The sequence below is a fragment of the Cupriavidus sp. CuC1 genome, assembly GCF_044627735.1.
Lineage (GTDB): Bacteria > Pseudomonadota > Gammaproteobacteria > Burkholderiales > Burkholderiaceae > Cupriavidus > Cupriavidus ulmosensis.
Genome location: NZ_JBIUHC010000026.1, coordinates 19,378 through 34,910 on the forward strand (window position 1 = coordinate 19,378; position 15,533 = coordinate 34,910).

The following is a 15,533-nucleotide window of genomic DNA, read 5'->3' on the forward strand; positions in this document are numbered from 1 at the left end:
GAGCTACAATCATTCGTCACGGGCCGATAGCTCAGCTGGGAGAGCGCTGCGTTCGCAATGCAGAGGTCGGGAGTTCGATCCTCCTTCGGTCCACCAAGATAAGCTCCAAAGTAGTCCGAGAAAGGCCGGTAAGCCAAATAGATTCAAGGCTTCCGGCCTTTTTTTCGTCCTAGATATTCCTGCGCGATCTATTGAAATCTGGGGGCATCTGGGGGCAACATTGGGGGCAACTCACCGGGCCCACATAGGAGATGCCCCCAAATGCCGCTGACAGATACCGCGATCCGCACCGCCAAGCCGACCGACAAGACCCAGAAATTATTCGACGGCGGCGGCCTCTACCTGGAAGTCGCTCCCAGCGGGGGCAAGTGGTGGCGGATGAAGTATCGCTTTGCGGGCAAAGAGAAGCGGCTGAGCTTTGGCGTCTACCCGGATGTGGGGCTGAAGGAGGCGAGGGAACGCCGGGAGGCCGCCCGGAAGCTCTTGGCGAATGACGTGGATCCAGGCGAGAACCGTAAGGCACAGAAGGCCGCGAGGTTCGAGCGAGCGACCAACAGCTTCGAGATCATCGCCCGCGAATGGTTTGCCAAGCAGTCCCCAGGCTGGGCCGACAGTCATGCGGACAAGGTGATTCAGCGCCTTGAGAAGAACGTCTTCCCCTGGCTGGGCGGACGGCCCATCGCAGAGATAAGCGCGGCGGAGCTGCTGGCGGTGTTACGCCGTATAGAGGCTCGGGGGGCGCTTGATACCGCCCACCGAGCGCATCAGAACTGCGGGCAAGTATTCAGGTATGCCGTTGCCACAGGCCGAGCGGAACGTGACCCGTCCGGCGATCTGCGCGGCGCACTACAGCCGGCCCGACACGAGAATTTTGCTTCCATCACCGACCCGGTGAAGGTGGGCGCGCTGTTGCGGGCCATCGACGCGTTCAAGGGCACGTTCGTCGTACGGTGCGCGCTGCTGCTGTCTCCGCTGCTGTTCGTCCGGCCTGGTGAGCTGCGCAAGGCGGAGTGGGACGGGTTCGATTTGGATAAGGCGGAGTGGCGCTACTTCGTGACGAAGACCAAGACAGAGCACACGGTTCCGCTGGCCACGCAGGCCGTCGCCATCCTCCGCGAGCTGGCTGCGCTAACGGGCCACGGCCGCTACGTCTTTCCGGGGCGCGACCCACAGAAGGCTATGAGCGAAGCCGCGGTAAATGCCGCCCTTCGGCGAATGGGGTACGACACGAAAACCGAGATTACTGGTCATGGCTTTCGGGCGATGGCGCGGACGATCCTGCATGAGGAATTGCATATCAAGCCCGAAGTAATTGAGCACCAGCTTGCCCACAAAGTGCCGGATGCGTTGGGCACGGCCTACAACCGAACAAAATTCATGAGGGAGCGGCGCGAGATGATGAAGCGCTGGGCTGACTACCTGGACGAGTTGAAGCGGGGGGCCAAGGTCCTTGCGTTCGCCGATCCTGCCGCTTGACCGTCGCACGCCATCCATCACCAGTTAAGCCGCGTCTAGGCCGACGGGCCAAAAAGCCGGATCTCTCGCCGGCCCGGCGCGGCTCCTAATTATCGAGAGTGCGTGAGAGCGCAGTCCAAATGAAAATTGGCAGTTGGAGCCGTCTTGGCGATGTCGTTGAATACCTAAGAGCGGCAACCGGTGAGGAGTGGCTTGAATCGGCGATTATTTCCCGCCTCAGTGAGATCAAGCGCCCCACCATTGCAGTCTGCATCCCCCGGGATTGGCCTCTTCAACGGTTGGAAAGCGGGCAGTGGAAGGATGCAAGATATAGCTATCCGCTGCTGCTGCAGGTTGGCGGAATTGAACAATTTCTTCACGAACTCGAGATCGCAGGGGACGCGCGGCCAAGATTCCTGGTCAGCGAGGCGGGAATCCGGTTTCGAACCGACAAGCCGATTCCGCGGACCGAGGTGCTCCTCTCTCGCGATGATATTGAACAAGTTCTCGGTACCTTTGATCGCCTGGTAGAGGCCATGCGCCGGGGGGAATATCCGGTACTCAGAGCCCTAGCCATGGGTGAGGAGTCCGCCAACACGGTACCAAGCCGAGGCGATGCCGCCCCCATGCAGCAATTTGAGGCACCAGCCCGCGAAGCCGGGAGAGCGCAAGGCCCGAAAAAGCGTCAGGGCGACAAGTGGACGGATGCTCAGTTGCAGAAGCTACTGGCGGACAGCAACTTGCCAGGAATGACGCACCAGAGGTTAGCCGACAACTACGGCGTTAGCAGGTCGCGAATCGGCATGATCATATCCAAAGCAAAGAAGCGATTTGCCTGCCCCAAGACAGCTTTTGCGTATGAATCCGTTCACCTGATTTCTGGCAGGAAGTCCCGTAGAAACTGAATCGCTGTTGCGTTGCACTGTTGCGCCAATCTCCCGGAAACCCGCGTCAGGTAAGCGGGCAACTGTTGCGCAACACAGTCCACGGTGTTGCCTATTCTAAGGTTCGGCCCATGTGCTCCGGTGTGTTCCGGGGCAATCCTCAAAGGGTTATACATGACCGAACAACTTCGAGCTGCGCTTGCCATCCTGCGTAGGGCGCAGGTGGAATCCGAAACGGGGCTCTCTCGCTCCACAATCTACGCTCGTATAAAAAACAAGACCTTTCCAGCTCCAATTCAGCTCGGGCCGCGTGCCGTCGGCTGGCGCCGTGGGCAAATCGATGATTTCCTGGCGAACCCTGCCGGCTACCGCGCTTCGGAGGTCGCGTAATGAAGGCGTCTCGTCATACCCCACTCCCGAGCTTCGCGATCGACCTGTTATACGTCGCCAAGATGGTTGCCCACCCTCCCGTCAACGCGACGCCCGAGCAATTGGTCGAATATCTGGAGCGCCTGGACGCCGCTGTTATCGCCTTTGAAGCAGCGATGCCGATCGTTGATGGTGTGATCGTTGAGCGCCACGCCAACGCGGGGGCCTGACATGGACAAGAAAAAGGCTCACCTCCCCCAAATGGCGGAAGCAGGCCCGGCCGTCAGCCGGGATTCCACCGCAATGCTCCTGGCACGCCACGCGCCCGGCGCGCTACTCCTGTGCCATGAACATGGCGATCCGCGCGTAGATAGCCGCATCCTGGCGGCGCACATGGGCAACGAGCACAAGCACGTCCGCGAGCTAATCGAAAAGTACCGGTCGCACTTCGAACGCTTCGGGGTTCTTCTGTTTGAAACCGCGAAACCCCTGCCGGGCACCGCTGGCGGGCGCCCCGAGCGCTTCGCTCTGCTGAACGAAGACCAAGCCTATTTTCAATTGACCCTCGTTCGGAACACGCCTCTGGTTGTCGATCTGAAAGCCCGTCTGGTGCTGGCCTTCCGCGAGGCACGCAACGGCCGCGCCGCCGCGCCGCAACTGCCGAACTTCGATGACCCAGCTGCCGCCGCCCGTGCCTGGGCGAATGAGTACGACCAGAAGCGCCAACTCCAATTGACCGTCCAGCGTCAGGCCGTGGACGTGGCCGCGCTAGAGCAGATTTCCGCGTCGGACGGCAGCATGTGCGTTACCGATGCCGCCAAAACCCTCAAGCTGCCGCCTCGCAAACTGTTCACATGGCTTGAGGCGAACGCTTGGACATATCGTCGTGGTGGGCCGCAGATCGCGCACCAAGAGGCAATCAAGCGCGGCTGGCTGGAACACGCCGAAACGAGAATCCCACTCAATGACGGCTCCACAAAGGTTGTCAGCCAAGTGCGCGTGCGGCCAAAGGGCCTGACGAAACTCGCCACACTCCTTGGCCAGACAAACTCAGGTGCCGCATGATCCACAGCATCAAATTTGGCCCACTACTGATCGCTAGCCGGTTGGGGGGCGCTTGCAATCCCCCGGCTCCGAGCTATACTCCGGCCGTGCCTGAAACAAAAGGCACCGGGATTGGCGTCCCGAATGAGGCGGCGAGCAAGCCGCAACAACGTGTGCGGCTTTTTTGTTCGCGCCTGGTTATGCCTTCTATGGTGGCTGGGCGGGAGGAGCCGAAAGGCTCGCCGGTGCCTCATCGGTACGCCAACTTCCGTTTCAGCCACCACCCTCAATTGGCGTTGGGGGTGGCGGTTCATGCACCGCAAATGAGGCACACCATGACACACCCTTCCGCTCGCCCTGAGCAATCGCAATCCACCTTCCTTTTCAGCTTCAAGGGCGCCCGCTTTGCTGCGAAACGCGCGGACCTGACAAACGAGAAGCACGGCACCAATGAAGTCGCCTTCCGGGGGAGCGTCTGAATGAGTGCACAAGGACTCCCCTGGTTCCGGATGTACACGGACTTCCTTAACGATCCGAAGCTGATTTCGCTGGCCTTCGAGGATCAACGCCATTTTATCGGCGTGCTGGCACTCAAGTGCGCTGGGGCACTCGATCAGGACTGCGACCCTGACTTGCTGGATCGCATCGTCGCGCAACGGCTGTGGATCGATCACTCCGTGATCCGTGAGGTGAAGAAACGCCTGACGGCAGCCGGACTGATCGGTTCTGACTGGCAGCCCGCTAACTGGGAGAAGCGCCAATTCCGCAGCGACCGTGACCCAACTGCGGCAGAGCGCCAGCGCCGCTTTCGCGAGAAAAGTACCCGTAACGCGTTACGTAACGGAGACATAACGCCTACAGATACAGATACAGATACAGATACAGATACAGACGAAGATAAAGACAAAGAAAAGAAGCCGCCCCGCAAGCGCGACGTTAATTCTTCGTCTGCTCTGACTGCCAAGGACTTGATCGCTGAAGGCGTGGACAAGCAGGTGGCAGCGGACTGGCTGACGCTGCGCACAGCAAAGCGCCTGCCCCTAACCCCGACCGCATGGGATGCCACAAAGGCCGAGGCCAAGAGGGCTGGCATGACCCTGGCACAGGCCGTGGAAGCTGCGGTGCTCGCCGGATGGGGTGGCTTCAAAGCGGAGTGGATCCAGCATGATGGGCCAAGGAAGCCGGGGAACTGCGCGTGGTGGCTCTCGCCGGAGACGAAGCTGGCTAAGGGCATTGAGGTGGGGGCGGGCGCGGCGTGGCCCGGCGAGACGGATGCAGCGTGGGTGGCGCGTATCCGTGCTGCCATCGACAACGGCGGCAAGCCACCCGCTCCGACCCGCTCGCCCCAGACCGTGACAATCCGCGACCCTGGCGCAGCCCAAGAGGCCAAGCCGGTGATCTCGGAAGAGAATCGCAAGGCCCTTCTCGCGGCGGCTGGCCTGGATCGCCATCATGCCTAGCGTCCGCGCAAACAGCACTGCCAGCGCGGTCGCTCGCTCCTCGCTCGAGCATTTCGCCCAAATTAGTGAGGCCTTGCAGTCGTTCACGCGGGTCGATGCTGCCGACAGCAGTTCGGAGGGGAGCGTCACCACCACGGTGCAGGGCTGCGGCGCGCCGGGTCATTGAAGGGATGGGCGAAAGCGCTGTCTACCCGCAGCTTCTGCCTGGCAGGGTGCGAAATTGACGTGATCGACTGCCTTGATCTCCCCTTCACGCGGTTTTCGGCAATCCGCGCGATGCTCGAGGGAATCAAGCTGTTGGGAGCAGAGAGCTTGCCGATCTTGCGGGTGCTGGCCTCGTCTTGGCGACCTCTGGCCTGGAGCGTGCCCAGGCCGGCCGCCTGGCAGTTTCCGGCGAGGAGGCGGTGATGGGGGACATCGGGTGAGTGCATCGGCGGCGTGATTCAACTTCCGCCATTGGCGGAACTCGGGAGGGGCCAGCTGGAATTTCAGCAGGCCTATGCGAATTCGCAGACGCCCGCTACTGCATCGCGCGGCAGGTGGCGGGGAACGGCATGGTCCGAATCGTTGGACCCGTACCGATGGCTACCAATCCCTGGTTGCCGACCTAACGCCAGAAATGGCGTTTGCCCCGGCAGAGTCCATTCGTGGCGGTGCGGCTCCTGGCACCCCACATCTGCAAGGAGCTGGTCTACGCCTACGCCATGTGGGTCCTCCCCCGTTGGGGGAATATCGCCCGGCATCGAGCGCACCATCGAACACCTCGCCGACAAGGGCTTGGTGCGCAATCGTCAACGCCGCGCGCCAAGATTGTGGCGAGGTGGCTGTGCGGCGCAATGACTTCCATGCGCGCTGCGCTGATGAACGGCAAGGGGAGCACTACGAAACTTTCGTAGTGAAGAATCCTAACGGCACCGAATCTGAGGCCTTTACACCATCGGTGGAAACCTCACACGAAGGGTCCCGGAGCGCGGTGCAATCGCGTTCGTTTCCTCAGTCTGAGGAAGCGTCCTTTGCTGGCACGCACCATCGACGCCCTGCCCGAGCGTGGCGTGATCGCTTTTTCTCAGTTTGAGGAAAAGCCCACGGCAGGCCGAGCGGAATCTGGTCCACCCTCAAATTGAGGATGAAGAAGACCTGGATGCGCGCGGCGTTATCGGTTCTTCTGCGATGCAGGAAAAGCCCACGGCAGGCCGCCCGGTGGTGGTCTGCTGAAATTCCAGCACACCGATATCAACCCCCAGAATCGCTAGCCCTACCCGGAGTTCCGGCTGGCAGATCGCGGCGTGATTCAACTTCCGCCAATGGCGGAAGTCTCCAACCCCAGAACAATTCTCCGATGCAATTGGGCGCCTTGCCGCGCGGGGTGTGATCGGTGTTCCACCATTGGTGGAATACAAGGACGGGCTGGGCTGGCGTCCGGCACGACAACGTGAAGCTGAAGCGCACCATCGAAACTCTTGCAGAGCGCGGTGTAATTAGACTTCCTCAAATTGAGGAAGTCTCCAACCCTGGCCCTTTTGGCCCGAAGACTATCGCCGAGTATCGCGTCAGCAAGCGCGACAGCTATGTGATCGTCGCGCAGCTTTCGCCCGAATTCACGGCGCATCTCCCATGAGACAACGCCGCGACAGCGGCCTGGTCGCTAGGGCGGGGCCAGAGCGTTCCAGTTTACGCTTCCGGGTATCTATGCACTCGGGGGCTCGCTATGGCGCATCCCGGGTGCACAATATCGTCAAAATGCTGAGGAAGTGAGCCATGCCTGGAAAAGTCATAATCCGTGCCCGGATCGATCCCAAAGTTAAGGCCGATGCCACCGCCGCGCTGACCGCAATGGGCCTCTCCGTGTCCGATGCGCTTCGGATGTTGCTTCTTCGAGTTGCCCATGATGGAGCCTTGCCGTTTGATCCGCTGCCCAACGCGACGACCATCGCTGCGATGGAGGAGGCACGGGCTGGCAACCTCAGCGTCACGAGCATTGAGGAATTGATGGCCGACCTGAAGGCGGACGATTGAGCGTGTCTGATCAGTAGCACGGCTGGCCCCCAAGCAGCGCATCGCGCGTCAGCTCGCCGGCCTCCTGTAGGGACGAGGATTCGCCCCGCCCGGGCCCCGGACGCCCCCCCTTGCGTGCCTGCCATCTTCAATCCTCGTTGGGACACCTTCGTGTCGGCGCCGTTGCTGGCTGTGAACCGGCGTTGTTCCTGTCACAGTGTTTCGAAGCTGTGGTGACCTCAACCTGAATTCGGTACTTTTGAGATTCAGGGGCACGCTTTGAACCAGGATTTTCTCCCCGAGGAACTCGCCGAGGAAGGGCGGCTTTCTCTATCCGACCGCCGGCAGTGTTCGCGGTCGCGTGCTTGCCGCGTTGCTCCGCGGCGAGCAGGTTACGCAGGCCGATGCCCTGCGCCGCTGGGCGACGTCGCGTCTGGGATCGGCTGTCTACCAGCTTCGCCGGGAGTTCGGCTGGCCGATCATGACGACGGTGATTGAGGTGCCGACGCATGACAATGGCCGGCTGGCGTCGGTGGATGCCGAATCATGCGATTCAGCCTGCCGGTGCGCGCGGGCAGCGGTTTGTGTCGCTCGCAGGTGGGGCCAGAGATGGCCGATCTAATCGGCCTTCTGGCCGCCTGGCGGCAAATCCGGATGTGGCACCGCGCCCGTCCACCACTCATACGGCGGATTCTCGCAGCTGATATCCCAATCGGTCGACTGCGGACGGTCTGCATCCTCGAGGAGTTCCTCGCTCGCCTCGACGTCGCCGGGCTGCAGCGGCGTATCCGAGTCGTTCTCATAGACAGGCATTTCAAACCGTCCTCGCGCGTTGAATAGCCCTAATTTATAGACGATTTCGGCTTGCCAAGGGGGATTCCTGTTCTGGCTGTCTGGATCTCATAGTCCGCCAGGCGTGCGCCCGGCCACCGGCGCTTGACGACCTGCGCGGCCTCGGCCCGACCGGTGCAGTATTCAATTTCAAATATCACCGCATCGCCTCCCACGTCCAGCAAGCAGACCCCGCGATGTAGGAGTTCCGCAGCCTTTTTGGGTGCTCTTCCTTTCCTGTTGGACCCAATCCGCAATTCCCTTTGTCGGTTGTAGCAGGACGCGCAGATTAGCCCACCGAGCAGGCGGTATGTCGCCGCACCGCAGCGCACGCAGGACTTCGCCGGCTCGGTGCCGCGAAACGCTCGCCCTTGCCAGCCGCGCTTTTCGCGCGGTGGCTGTGGCGCGCACTCCAGTGCGTGGACCTTCCCGATTGGGCACCTGGCGCACTGGATTGCCGCCGCAATGGCGACGTTTCTCGCGCAGGCTGTCGGCGTCAAATCGGCGTGCAGCCGCTCGCACCGAAACAGCCAAACGCCCTGAAAAGACTCGGATTCGCGATATTGGATTTCCATCCGAGCATCGTCTGGTCACGACCGCACGGTACGGAGCAGAGTCGTGACGAGACGATTAGGCCTGTGCCAAGCGGCGCCAGGTGGCGCCAAGGAGCGACAACGTGTCCCACGAAACCCAAGAGCGGTTCGTCCGCTCGGCAGAAGTGTCCAGCCGGACAGGCCTGTCGAGAAGGACGCTATTCCGGCTTGTGAAAGCTAACGAATTCCCGGCGCCATGCCGATTGACCGAGTCCTTGCTCGGTTGGCGAGAAACGGACATCGATCATTGGATCGAAACGCGTCCCAAATTGACTGTGGAGGTTCGCTTTGAAAAATAGGCCAATCCTGTTCTTTGCGAAGCGCCCGGAGGAGCTCGCGAAGGCGGCTAACCAGGTGGGCCGGCGCGTTGTGGGAGCTTCGGATGCCCCGATGCTGGACAAGGAGGAGCTGGACTTCGGCACCCCGCGACGCTTGTGTGAAGGCGCGTTTGAGCGCCTGGTCAGGACTCTGAAAGCCCTGAAAGAGATAGTCCGATGAAAACCGAAAAGATTGAAGCCGTTGAGCAACGCCTGCGCGACGCGCTGGCGTCCGGACTTGATACGACCAAGCTGCGCGAGCAATTGCGTCGCCTGCAAGCTGATCTGCCCGTCGATGATGGCGATCAACAGGCCGCAGCCGCGCGTGAGACTGCCATTGGCTTGGACGCTGCCGGCATTGCCGCGACGGCGCGTGAACGAGTAGCGAAAACCGTTGAGAAATATAGCCTGGAGGGCTAACACACATGGAATACCAAGCACACGCGCTGGCTGTTGCGCGCCTCACGTTGGCCTCTGCATCGGAAGCTGCAGTTGGTGTTCAAGCGAATATCGATGCCCTGCAGCAGCGCCTGTATGGCGCGCGGGCACGTTACACCGATTCCCTTGCCGCTATGCGAGCTGGCAAGCTGGACGAGACTCTTGCCGCCGCGCGGATGGCTGCTGCAACGGCCGGCGCCGCGGACCTTGAGGCGATGATCACCGAGGTGCTGCCGTCGCTCGAAATCGCCGAGCGCGCCCAGCAAAAGGCCGCGCAGGACGTCCAGGCAGCGGAGCACGCCGTTGCGCTCGAGGAGCTGCGGCTGACTGCCGTCGCTCTCGATGACCAGATCAGGCACATCGAGGGGAAGCTGTGCGAGGCGCTCGCTGCGCGATATCAGATCTTCAACGAGATGAACGGCGCGCGCGGCGGCTCGCTGTTCCGGATCTGGCAGCCGACCGAGGCGTTGCGGCGCGCGGTGGTCGAAATGCTGCCGCCGGGCCAGTAATGGTCTGAGAGACATTTCACGATTCCCCTCACGGAGCGGCGGGCAAACCGTCGCGCATGATCGTTGTGAGCGGCCAGGACTACGGCAAGATCCTGCAAATCTTCAATATGCCGTTTGGTCAGGATGTCGCCAGTACGATCACCAGCTTTCCGTTTTTCGCGCGATTTGGCTTCGACTCGCAGCCCATGACTGCCGAGGTGTTTATCCGCACCGTGTTCGATAAGGTTGTGAATCCGTACCTCGCGACGATGCGTGAGAACCCGGACGGCACCACCGCGAGCACGGCGCCGTTGCTGCCGATCAAGACCGATATCCAGATGAACGGCGAGCAGGTGTCGCCGTTCGGAGCTGGCGGCTGGAGCCAGGGCACGATGCAAGGCCTGATCACCCAATTCTGCGATATCGGCCCGTGGAACGAGTTCTTTATCGAGGACCGCGCAGATGCGCCCTATGCGGTGTATCGCCCGAACCCGTTCATGGACGCGGCGACAGGGAGCCTCATTCTGCCTGGTGTGACTGCGCCGGCGATCACCGACATTACGCGTGCCGACGTTGTCACGATGACCTGCGAGCGCTCGGACGCGAATGTCGGGAATTATTACTGGGTTGACTCGCCGCGGTTCTCAATCGTGCATAGCTCCGTTGCGCTTGCCGTAGCGTTCCAATCGAGCGCCAAAGGCGGTCCGAAAACCGTCTACGTGGATGACTATGGCAACGTGAATCCGGCGCTCTATGGGACACGAAAGATGGAGGAGGCCACACAGATGGCCGGCCGGGGCGAGCGATACAACGGCAATGGCCTGAACGGTTCGGCGCTTGAACAGAGCAAGGTGGAGCAGCCGGATTGGATTACGTTACGCCGCGAGCAACTGATCGCCCAGAACCGGGACAACGTTGTTTTCGAGACAGGTTCGCTGCACCTGAAAGGCAACGAAGCCATCAAGGGCGGCACCTATGTGCGGCTCAACAGCGGCGATATGCAGCACCACTACTACGCCGTGTCGGTGACGCACGACTTCACGCCGTTCGGGAACTACTTCACCACGGTGGCGTTTGAGCGTGGCACCGGGTTCATCGATCGCACCACCCGCTCGGCGAAGATGAATTCGCCGTATTGGGCTGAGATGGTGAGGAAATCGCATTGAGCGTAGGAAGCTGGCCTGGGGACTGGATCCGGGCGACGAGGGCCCTATGAAAGTCACGGTGGTCCGCGCGGCGCCTGGTGGACCGCTGGCAGGAACTGGGGAGCCGTATCGCGCCGGCCTCTTTCTGTTGCGGTTGCGCCGCCTATTTTGTCATCCTATAGTCGACGCAAGCGCTTGGGGATTTTATGTCAACAGTCAATTTCGCGGAGGCACAATCTTCACTTGGAAGGTTGATCAAAGCCGTTAGCAATGGCGCGGAGCAGGAGATTATTATTCTCGACGGTGACGGCAGGCCGGCGGCTAAGTTGGTTCCTCTCACTCAACCGGCCGCGGCGCTATGCACTGCTCCCTCCGCAAGCGGGAAGCGGCTAATTGGCATCGCAGCCGGGAAACGCAAAATCCCGGATGACATCGACGCAAGTAATGAGGAGATCCGGCGGATGTTCGAGGGGGATGGACAGAATTGAATTTGCTGCTGGAGTTTGTCCACGCAGCACAACACCGAACGCCACACCCCAGGCGCGGACTGCGCCACCGGGCGATGTCCGTCGCCAGATCAGGCGCAATATGGCAATGCCGCACCGGACGCAGCGCTCTGCCGGCGCGACGCCGCGGTAACGGATCCCATTCCATTCGAGCTTCTCGACCGGCTGTGGAGCGCAGTTTGCGGCGTGGACCGCGCCGACCGGGCAGCGGCTGCACTGGATGTTCTGGCGGCCTCGGACCTTTCTGGCGCATGACTCAGGTGAAAGGTCCGCCCGAAGGGGCTCGCATCGGAACGTGCGCAGCCCGGGAAAGCCCGGCAATTCCTCGTAACTGACTTCTGTGAATTCCATCTCCGCTCTCCTGGTTTCGTGCGGGGAATGCCTGCTCACGACCGACAGCGAGGGACAACTTTAAAAAGCGGTTGTCGAGATGGTCTAGGTTGTCGTGACGCCATGCTCGACCGTGAACAAGATCAAGCGGGAGCGCAGACGGTGACGGAAGGTAGGAAAGTGGCCCAGCAATGGGTTTTGGCGCGCGCGCGCTGGGAGGCCGAGCCGCTCGCTACATTCTCAGACGTGGCGGTTTGGCTAGGAATTTCAAAGCAAGGCGTCCAAAAGCACGCCCGGCTGCATGGATGGAGGAAGCGCCTGGACATGCCAACACTCGCTGCCCGGGCGCACCTGAAAGCCGACGAGCAGACTGTCGGGACTATGGGGCAGGATGCGGACGGCAGCCAGACAGAGGCGCCGCAAGTTGTCGCTCCAGGGCCGGTTTTTCCGGGGTTGTCACGCCCGGCGATTCCCGCCGACGTCACCCTGGCACAGGCACGGAAGATTGCCGGGGATGCTGCCGTCGACGAGCGCGCCGAGCTGCTGACCCGCCATCGCCGGGAGTGGGGTGCCGTGCGCAACCTGGCCTATGCCGCGATCAAGTCCAAGGATCTGATACAGGCTCGCACGGCCAAGACCATCGCGGAGGCGGTGAAGACCATCCAGGACGGTGAGCGCAAGTCCTGGGGGCTGGATTCGGGCGACGAGGGGCCGGTAAAGGTCGTGGTCGTTCGCGGAGGCTCTTGATGCGCCTAGGGTTGCTCTGCGTGCCCTTGCTGCGCGGGGTGTCATTGTCCAACCGCCATTGGCGGGTGAACCCGGCACCGATGCGATGGGCCGCCCCCGCATCACCAAGGTCTATTGCCTCAACAAGCGCGACAGCTACGTCATCGTCGCCCGCTCTCCCCCGAGTTCACGGCGCGTCTGGTGGATCGCTAGGTCGATGGGGCGCATCTGCAAGGCCTTGGCCGCGTCACGGATGCAGAACGAGCCGCCGGCGGTGGCGATGCGGTCCAGGGCCTCAACCTTCGGCGTCTGCTCGGCGACGATGGCCGACAGCTCCTGGGCCTTCTCGGCGAGGTCGGCGGCCAGGCGAAGCGCCTCGCCAAGCGTCTGCGGGATAGCGAACTGAGGCGCCGCGGCACGGCCTTCCAGCTCCTGCCAGCGGTCGATGATCTTCGCTCGCATCTGCACGCTGTAGCCGGAGACCACAACCAACGTGTCGCGGTAGTTCAGGCGGAACTCGGTGTAGGTCTGGCGGTTCTGCGGGTGGATGTTGGGGGGTCTCGTTTCCAGAAACGACACCCTTATCCACCAACGCGCGGACGGTCTTGGGCACGTTGTCGTGCGTGCCGTGCTGAACGTGCCCGAACCCTTCCGCGGCCTCGTGCCCGCCGACGAGCCCGCGCCGGCGCCGCTGACGAAGAGCCAGCGGTCGGCCGCCCGCCTGGGCTGGACCTGCCCGAATTGCTGGAATTCATACCCACGCGACCGGGGTCGGGCTGCCCTGAAAGTGTCAAACCTTGACACTCGATCGCCCGTTGCAGCATTGTCAGTTTCCGACACTGACCAGGTCGCTCACCGAAAAGTGTCGAAGTTCGACAGTTGTGGGCTCCTTCCTGGGAGTGTCAACCGTTGATACTATTTCACATTGTGGAAAAGCGTCAGGCTCTGACACTTTTCTCGCAGTGCTGCGGCCGGTGCTGACTGGAGCTGCGTCGAGGATGCTAGACTCTAGCACTCGTTTAAATGAGTGCGATGGCGCACAATATAGTGCAAGTGTTAGAGTCTAACACTTGGCTAAGTGTGCCTGATAGATAACTCATGCCATAGTATGGCACCCATGAAATTACGATCTATAAGGCCCAATCCTGTTCTGCACCCGCGCCTGGACGACGACGGAAAGCCGGTCAAGATCAACGAGCCCTCGATCGCCTCCGCGCCAGAAACCTGGGCGGACCTGGCCGCAATCGCGCTGTGGACGCCTGACAGCGCCACGCCGGCTGAATTGCATGGCGTGCCGTTCGCGCCTTGGTCCGATCATCCGGTAACCGCTGCGGGCTGGGACTACGTCGATGGCCAGATGGACGACCTGGACGAGCCCGCCATGCGGACCAACGGCAAGAAGCCGGCAGCCGGCGTGATCGTGGAAGAACCGGACGGCCGCGTGTGGGTTGTGCACCCGTCCAACGGCTTCGCAGGCTACCGCGCCACCTTTCCGAAGGGGCACGCCGACGACGGGCTCTCCTTGCAGGCCGCGGCCATCAAGGAGGCCTTCGAGGAGTCGGGGCTCAAGGTGGCAATCGTTGGCCTGATCGGCGACGTGGAGCGCACACAAACCATGACCCGCTACTACCGCGCGCGCCGCGTCGGCGGCACGCCGGCGGCCATGGGCTGGGAAACGCAGGGTGTGGCGCTGGTGCCTGCCGGCGAGGTGGCTTCCTACGTGAACCGGGACGTCGATCGCACCGTGGCCAGCAAGGCTGGGCTTGGCACGCACCTAGTCAATTGATCGTTTGCGGGAACGAATGGGCGGCCAGCGCTGCTTCGTAGGTGGCAGCCATTTTTTGGGCTTCCTCGGCCATCAACCACCAGACTTCCGACTGCTCTTCCAGGTAGTCCGTCGCCGCCGCCAAGCGCCTCCTGACCTCATCGGCTTGGGCAAGATCAGGATGGTCGTGCAGGACGCGGGCATCGCCCACGATGAACACGACGTCGGTTTCGCTGATCCGCAGTAGCCTCTTCCCAGTCCGGCCAAACTCGCGCACGTAGCCTTGCAGCTCCAGCCTCAGCTGCCGATCGGATTCGGCGCCTCCGTTGCTGGCTAGCTCGAAGATGGAGGCACCAATCTCGCCCATCACGAACATGACGCCTCCGAGCCGGCCGCTCTGCGAGCAGAAGCCGAGGTAGGGATTGCCGATATCATTGACCATCTCTTGGATCTCATTGAGCTCGCCCACCAAATTCGAGACCTTGACGCTCTCGTCGTCGATCAATGCTCTGCCGATCCTGAGCAGATCCTCGCGGGCCTGCTCCACCAGCGCCGCGAGATGGCGCCGCTGATCGTCATGCATGGTGGGCTCCCTGGCAGCTTGCTGCCCGGTCCCGGGCGCGCATGATGCTCTGCCTGGTCGTGCCGTAGTCGCGGGCGAGCTGGGCGATCGAGACGCCGGCGGCGAGCTTCGCCAGCGCTTCGGCCTGTTCCGCTTCAGTGAGCGCCGCCGGCCGGCCCAGAGCTTTGCCCTCCGACTTGGCGCGAGCGAGCCCGGCCTGCGTGCGCTCGATCAACAGGTCGCGCTCGAACTCTGCGACCGCATTCAGTACGCCCATGGTCATCTTGCCGGCCGCGCTGGTCAGGTCGACGCCACCGAGCGCTAGGCAATGAATCCGCACCCCCATTGCTGCCAGGCGCTCAACCGTGACGCGCACGTCCATCGCGTTCCGCCCGAGTCGATCCAGCTTCGTAACGATCAGCACGTCACCCGCCTCCAGCTTGTGCAGCAGCTTGGCGAACCCGGGGCGCTCGCCGGCCGCGACCGATCCGGAGATGTTCTCGACGACGATGCGGTGCGGCTCGACAGCGAAGCCGGCCGTCTGGATCTCGAGTACCTGGTTGTCGGTCGTCTGGTCCGCGGTGGAAACACGGGCGTAGGCGAAGGTTCGGGACATGGCTGCGTT

At 62.0% G+C, this 15,533-nt stretch carries 21 protein-coding genes and 1 tRNA gene; 17 read left to right on the plus strand and 5 right to left on the minus strand.

Annotated features, from left to right (window positions below):
- Positions 1-20: 20 nt before the first annotated feature.
- The 11 genes from ACGLHR_RS13840 to ACGLHR_RS13890 all read left to right on the plus strand — a co-directional run bounded on the left by ACGLHR_RS13840 (position 21) and on the right by ACGLHR_RS13890 (position 7,228).
- Positions 21-96 (plus strand) — tRNA-Ala (locus ACGLHR_RS13840).
- A 165-nt stretch (positions 97-261) separates the two neighbouring features.
- Entirely contained in the window at positions 262-1,476 is a 1,215-nt protein-coding gene (locus ACGLHR_RS13845) for a tyrosine-type recombinase/integrase (protein WP_400094484.1), read from the plus strand.
- 119 nt (positions 1,477-1,595) lie between these two features.
- Positions 1,596-2,360, plus strand: a complete 765-nt coding sequence (locus ACGLHR_RS13850) for a hypothetical protein (RefSeq protein ID WP_400094485.1) — start codon at positions 1,596-1,598, stop codon at positions 2,358-2,360.
- A 153-nt stretch (positions 2,361-2,513) separates the two neighbouring features.
- Entirely contained in the window at positions 2,514-2,729 is a 216-nt protein-coding gene (locus tag ACGLHR_RS13855; protein ID WP_400094487.1) for a helix-turn-helix transcriptional regulator, read from the plus strand.
- The gene (locus ACGLHR_RS13860) at positions 2,729-2,938 is read left to right on the plus strand and encodes a hypothetical protein (RefSeq protein WP_400094488.1); all 210 of its coding nucleotides are present in this window, start codon (positions 2,729-2,731) and stop codon (positions 2,936-2,938) included. The genes ACGLHR_RS13855 and ACGLHR_RS13860 overlap by 1 nt, the downstream gene beginning before the upstream one ends.
- Before the next feature lies 1 nt (position 2,939).
- Entirely contained in the window at positions 2,940-3,773 is an 834-nt protein-coding gene (locus ACGLHR_RS13865; RefSeq protein WP_400094490.1) for a phage antirepressor KilAC domain-containing protein, read from the plus strand.
- On the plus strand, positions 3,770-4,231 hold the full coding sequence (locus tag ACGLHR_RS13870) for a hypothetical protein (RefSeq protein ID WP_400094492.1): 462 nt from the start codon (positions 3,770-3,772) through the stop codon (positions 4,229-4,231). Before ACGLHR_RS13865 ends, ACGLHR_RS13870 begins: the two co-directional genes overlap by 4 nt.
- Entirely contained in the window at positions 4,232-5,212 is a 981-nt protein-coding gene (locus ACGLHR_RS13875; RefSeq protein ID WP_400094494.1) for a hypothetical protein, read from the plus strand.
- The gene (locus ACGLHR_RS13880; RefSeq protein WP_400094495.1) at positions 5,205-5,378 is read left to right on the plus strand and encodes a hypothetical protein; all 174 of its coding nucleotides are present in this window, start codon (positions 5,205-5,207) and stop codon (positions 5,376-5,378) included. The genes ACGLHR_RS13875 and ACGLHR_RS13880 overlap by 8 nt, the downstream gene beginning before the upstream one ends.
- Positions 5,379-6,644: 1,266 nt before the next feature.
- Positions 6,645-6,830 carry a hypothetical protein gene (locus ACGLHR_RS13885; RefSeq protein ID WP_400094497.1) on the plus strand — a complete coding sequence of 62 codons (186 nt, stop codon included), beginning with the start codon at positions 6,645-6,647 and terminating at the stop codon, positions 6,828-6,830.
- A gap of 140 nt (positions 6,831-6,970) precedes the next feature.
- Entirely contained in the window at positions 6,971-7,228 is a 258-nt protein-coding gene (locus ACGLHR_RS13890) for a type II toxin-antitoxin system RelB/DinJ family antitoxin (protein WP_400094499.1), read from the plus strand.
- Between the two features lie 597 nt (positions 7,229-7,825).
- Here the strand turns inward: ACGLHR_RS13890 and ACGLHR_RS13895 are convergent.
- A complete protein-coding gene (locus ACGLHR_RS13895; RefSeq protein WP_400094500.1) occupies positions 7,826-8,020 on the minus strand; it encodes a hypothetical protein in 195 nt (64 codons plus the stop codon).
- A 694-nt stretch (positions 8,021-8,714) separates the two neighbouring features.
- On the opposite strand from ACGLHR_RS13895, the gene ACGLHR_RS13900 reads away from it, so the two are divergent.
- The 4 genes from ACGLHR_RS13900 (at position 8,715) to ACGLHR_RS13915 (ending at position 11,040) form a co-directional block, all read left to right on the plus strand.
- Positions 8,715-8,930 (plus strand): helix-turn-helix transcriptional regulator, encoded by a 216-nt coding sequence (locus tag ACGLHR_RS13900; protein ID WP_400094501.1) that lies wholly within the window; start codon positions 8,715-8,717, stop codon positions 8,928-8,930.
- Between the two features lie 195 nt (positions 8,931-9,125).
- Positions 9,126-9,368 (plus strand): hypothetical protein, encoded by a 243-nt coding sequence (locus tag ACGLHR_RS13905; RefSeq protein WP_400094503.1) that lies wholly within the window; start codon positions 9,126-9,128, stop codon positions 9,366-9,368.
- 5 nt (positions 9,369-9,373) lie between these two features.
- Positions 9,374-9,895 carry a hypothetical protein gene (locus tag ACGLHR_RS13910; RefSeq protein ID WP_400094504.1) on the plus strand — a complete coding sequence of 174 codons (522 nt, stop codon included), beginning with the start codon at positions 9,374-9,376 and terminating at the stop codon, positions 9,893-9,895.
- Positions 9,896-9,951: 56 nt separating this feature from the next.
- On the plus strand, positions 9,952-11,040 hold the full coding sequence (locus tag ACGLHR_RS13915) for a hypothetical protein (RefSeq protein ID WP_400094505.1): 1,089 nt from the start codon (positions 9,952-9,954) through the stop codon (positions 11,038-11,040).
- 368 nt (positions 11,041-11,408) lie between these two features.
- Here the strand turns inward: ACGLHR_RS13915 and ACGLHR_RS13920 are convergent, their stop codons facing one another.
- Complete coding sequence (locus tag ACGLHR_RS13920; RefSeq protein ID WP_400094507.1) at positions 11,409-11,876, minus strand: hypothetical protein; 468 nt, start codon at positions 11,874-11,876, stop codon at positions 11,409-11,411.
- A gap of 102 nt (positions 11,877-11,978) precedes the next feature.
- On the opposite strand from ACGLHR_RS13920, the gene ACGLHR_RS13925 reads away from it, so the two are divergent.
- Entirely contained in the window at positions 11,979-12,602 is a 624-nt protein-coding gene (locus tag ACGLHR_RS13925) for a hypothetical protein (RefSeq protein WP_400094508.1), read from the plus strand.
- Positions 12,603-12,737: 135 nt separating this feature from the next.
- Here the strand turns inward: ACGLHR_RS13925 and ACGLHR_RS13930 are convergent, their stop codons facing one another.
- Positions 12,738-13,160: a phage antirepressor KilAC domain-containing protein gene (locus ACGLHR_RS13930; protein ID WP_400094509.1), complete on the minus strand. Its 423-nt coding sequence runs from the start codon at positions 13,158-13,160 to the stop codon at positions 12,738-12,740.
- A 538-nt stretch (positions 13,161-13,698) separates the two neighbouring features.
- On the opposite strand from ACGLHR_RS13930, the gene ACGLHR_RS13935 reads away from it, so the two are divergent.
- Complete coding sequence (locus tag ACGLHR_RS13935; protein WP_400094511.1) at positions 13,699-14,367, plus strand: NUDIX hydrolase; 669 nt, start codon at positions 13,699-13,701, stop codon at positions 14,365-14,367.
- Here the strand turns inward: ACGLHR_RS13935 and ACGLHR_RS13940 are convergent.
- Together ACGLHR_RS13940 and ACGLHR_RS13945 are read right to left on the minus strand one after the other, a co-directional pair.
- A complete protein-coding gene (locus ACGLHR_RS13940) occupies positions 14,360-14,929 on the minus strand; it encodes a hypothetical protein (protein ID WP_400094512.1) in 570 nt (189 codons plus the stop codon). The genes ACGLHR_RS13935 and ACGLHR_RS13940 overlap by 8 nt on opposite strands.
- A complete protein-coding gene (locus ACGLHR_RS13945; protein ID WP_400094513.1) occupies positions 14,922-15,524 on the minus strand; it encodes a recombinase family protein in 603 nt (200 codons plus the stop codon). Before ACGLHR_RS13945 ends, ACGLHR_RS13940 begins: the two co-directional genes overlap by 8 nt.
- Positions 15,525-15,533 lie beyond the last annotated feature (9 nt).

What these genes read in the sequence shown, in the direction of transcription:
- ACGLHR_RS13845 (WP_400094484.1), top strand. Translation starts at nt 262, where the DNA reads ATGCCGCTGACAGATACCGCGATCCGCACCGCCAAGCCGACCGACAAG.
- ACGLHR_RS13850 (WP_400094485.1), top strand. Translation starts at nt 1,596, where the DNA reads ATGAAAATTGGCAGTTGGAGCCGTCTTGGCGATGTCGTTGAATACCTA.
- ACGLHR_RS13855 (WP_400094487.1), top strand. Translation starts at nt 2,514, where the DNA reads ATGACCGAACAACTTCGAGCTGCGCTTGCCATCCTGCGTAGGGCGCAG.
- ACGLHR_RS13860 (WP_400094488.1), top strand. Translation starts at nt 2,729, where the DNA reads ATGAAGGCGTCTCGTCATACCCCACTCCCGAGCTTCGCGATCGACCTG.
- ACGLHR_RS13865 (WP_400094490.1), top strand. Translation starts at nt 2,940, where the DNA reads ATGGACAAGAAAAAGGCTCACCTCCCCCAAATGGCGGAAGCAGGCCCG.
- ACGLHR_RS13870 (WP_400094492.1), top strand. Translation starts at nt 3,770, where the DNA reads ATGATCCACAGCATCAAATTTGGCCCACTACTGATCGCTAGCCGGTTG.
- ACGLHR_RS13875 (WP_400094494.1), top strand. Translation starts at nt 4,232, where the DNA reads ATGAGTGCACAAGGACTCCCCTGGTTCCGGATGTACACGGACTTCCTT.
- ACGLHR_RS13880 (WP_400094495.1), top strand. Translation starts at nt 5,205, where the DNA reads ATGCCTAGCGTCCGCGCAAACAGCACTGCCAGCGCGGTCGCTCGCTCC.
- ACGLHR_RS13890 (WP_400094499.1), top strand. Translation starts at nt 6,971, where the DNA reads ATGCCTGGAAAAGTCATAATCCGTGCCCGGATCGATCCCAAAGTTAAG.
- ACGLHR_RS13895 (WP_400094500.1), bottom strand. Translation starts at nt 8,020, where the DNA reads ATGCCTGTCTATGAGAACGACTCGGATACGCCGCTGCAGCCCGGCGAC.
- ACGLHR_RS13905 (WP_400094503.1), top strand. Translation starts at nt 9,126, where the DNA reads ATGAAAACCGAAAAGATTGAAGCCGTTGAGCAACGCCTGCGCGACGCG.
- ACGLHR_RS13910 (WP_400094504.1), top strand. Translation starts at nt 9,374, where the DNA reads ATGGAATACCAAGCACACGCGCTGGCTGTTGCGCGCCTCACGTTGGCC.
- ACGLHR_RS13915 (WP_400094505.1), top strand. Translation starts at nt 9,952, where the DNA reads ATGATCGTTGTGAGCGGCCAGGACTACGGCAAGATCCTGCAAATCTTC.
- ACGLHR_RS13920 (WP_400094507.1), bottom strand. Translation starts at nt 11,876, where the DNA reads ATGGAATTCACAGAAGTCAGTTACGAGGAATTGCCGGGCTTTCCCGGG.
- ACGLHR_RS13925 (WP_400094508.1), top strand. Translation starts at nt 11,979, where the DNA reads ATGCTCGACCGTGAACAAGATCAAGCGGGAGCGCAGACGGTGACGGAA.
- ACGLHR_RS13935 (WP_400094511.1), top strand. Translation starts at nt 13,699, where the DNA reads ATGAAATTACGATCTATAAGGCCCAATCCTGTTCTGCACCCGCGCCTG.
- ACGLHR_RS13940 (WP_400094512.1), bottom strand. Translation starts at nt 14,929, where the DNA reads ATGCATGACGATCAGCGGCGCCATCTCGCGGCGCTGGTGGAGCAGGCC.
- ACGLHR_RS13945 (WP_400094513.1), bottom strand. Translation starts at nt 15,524, where the DNA reads ATGTCCCGAACCTTCGCCTACGCCCGTGTTTCCACCGCGGACCAGACG.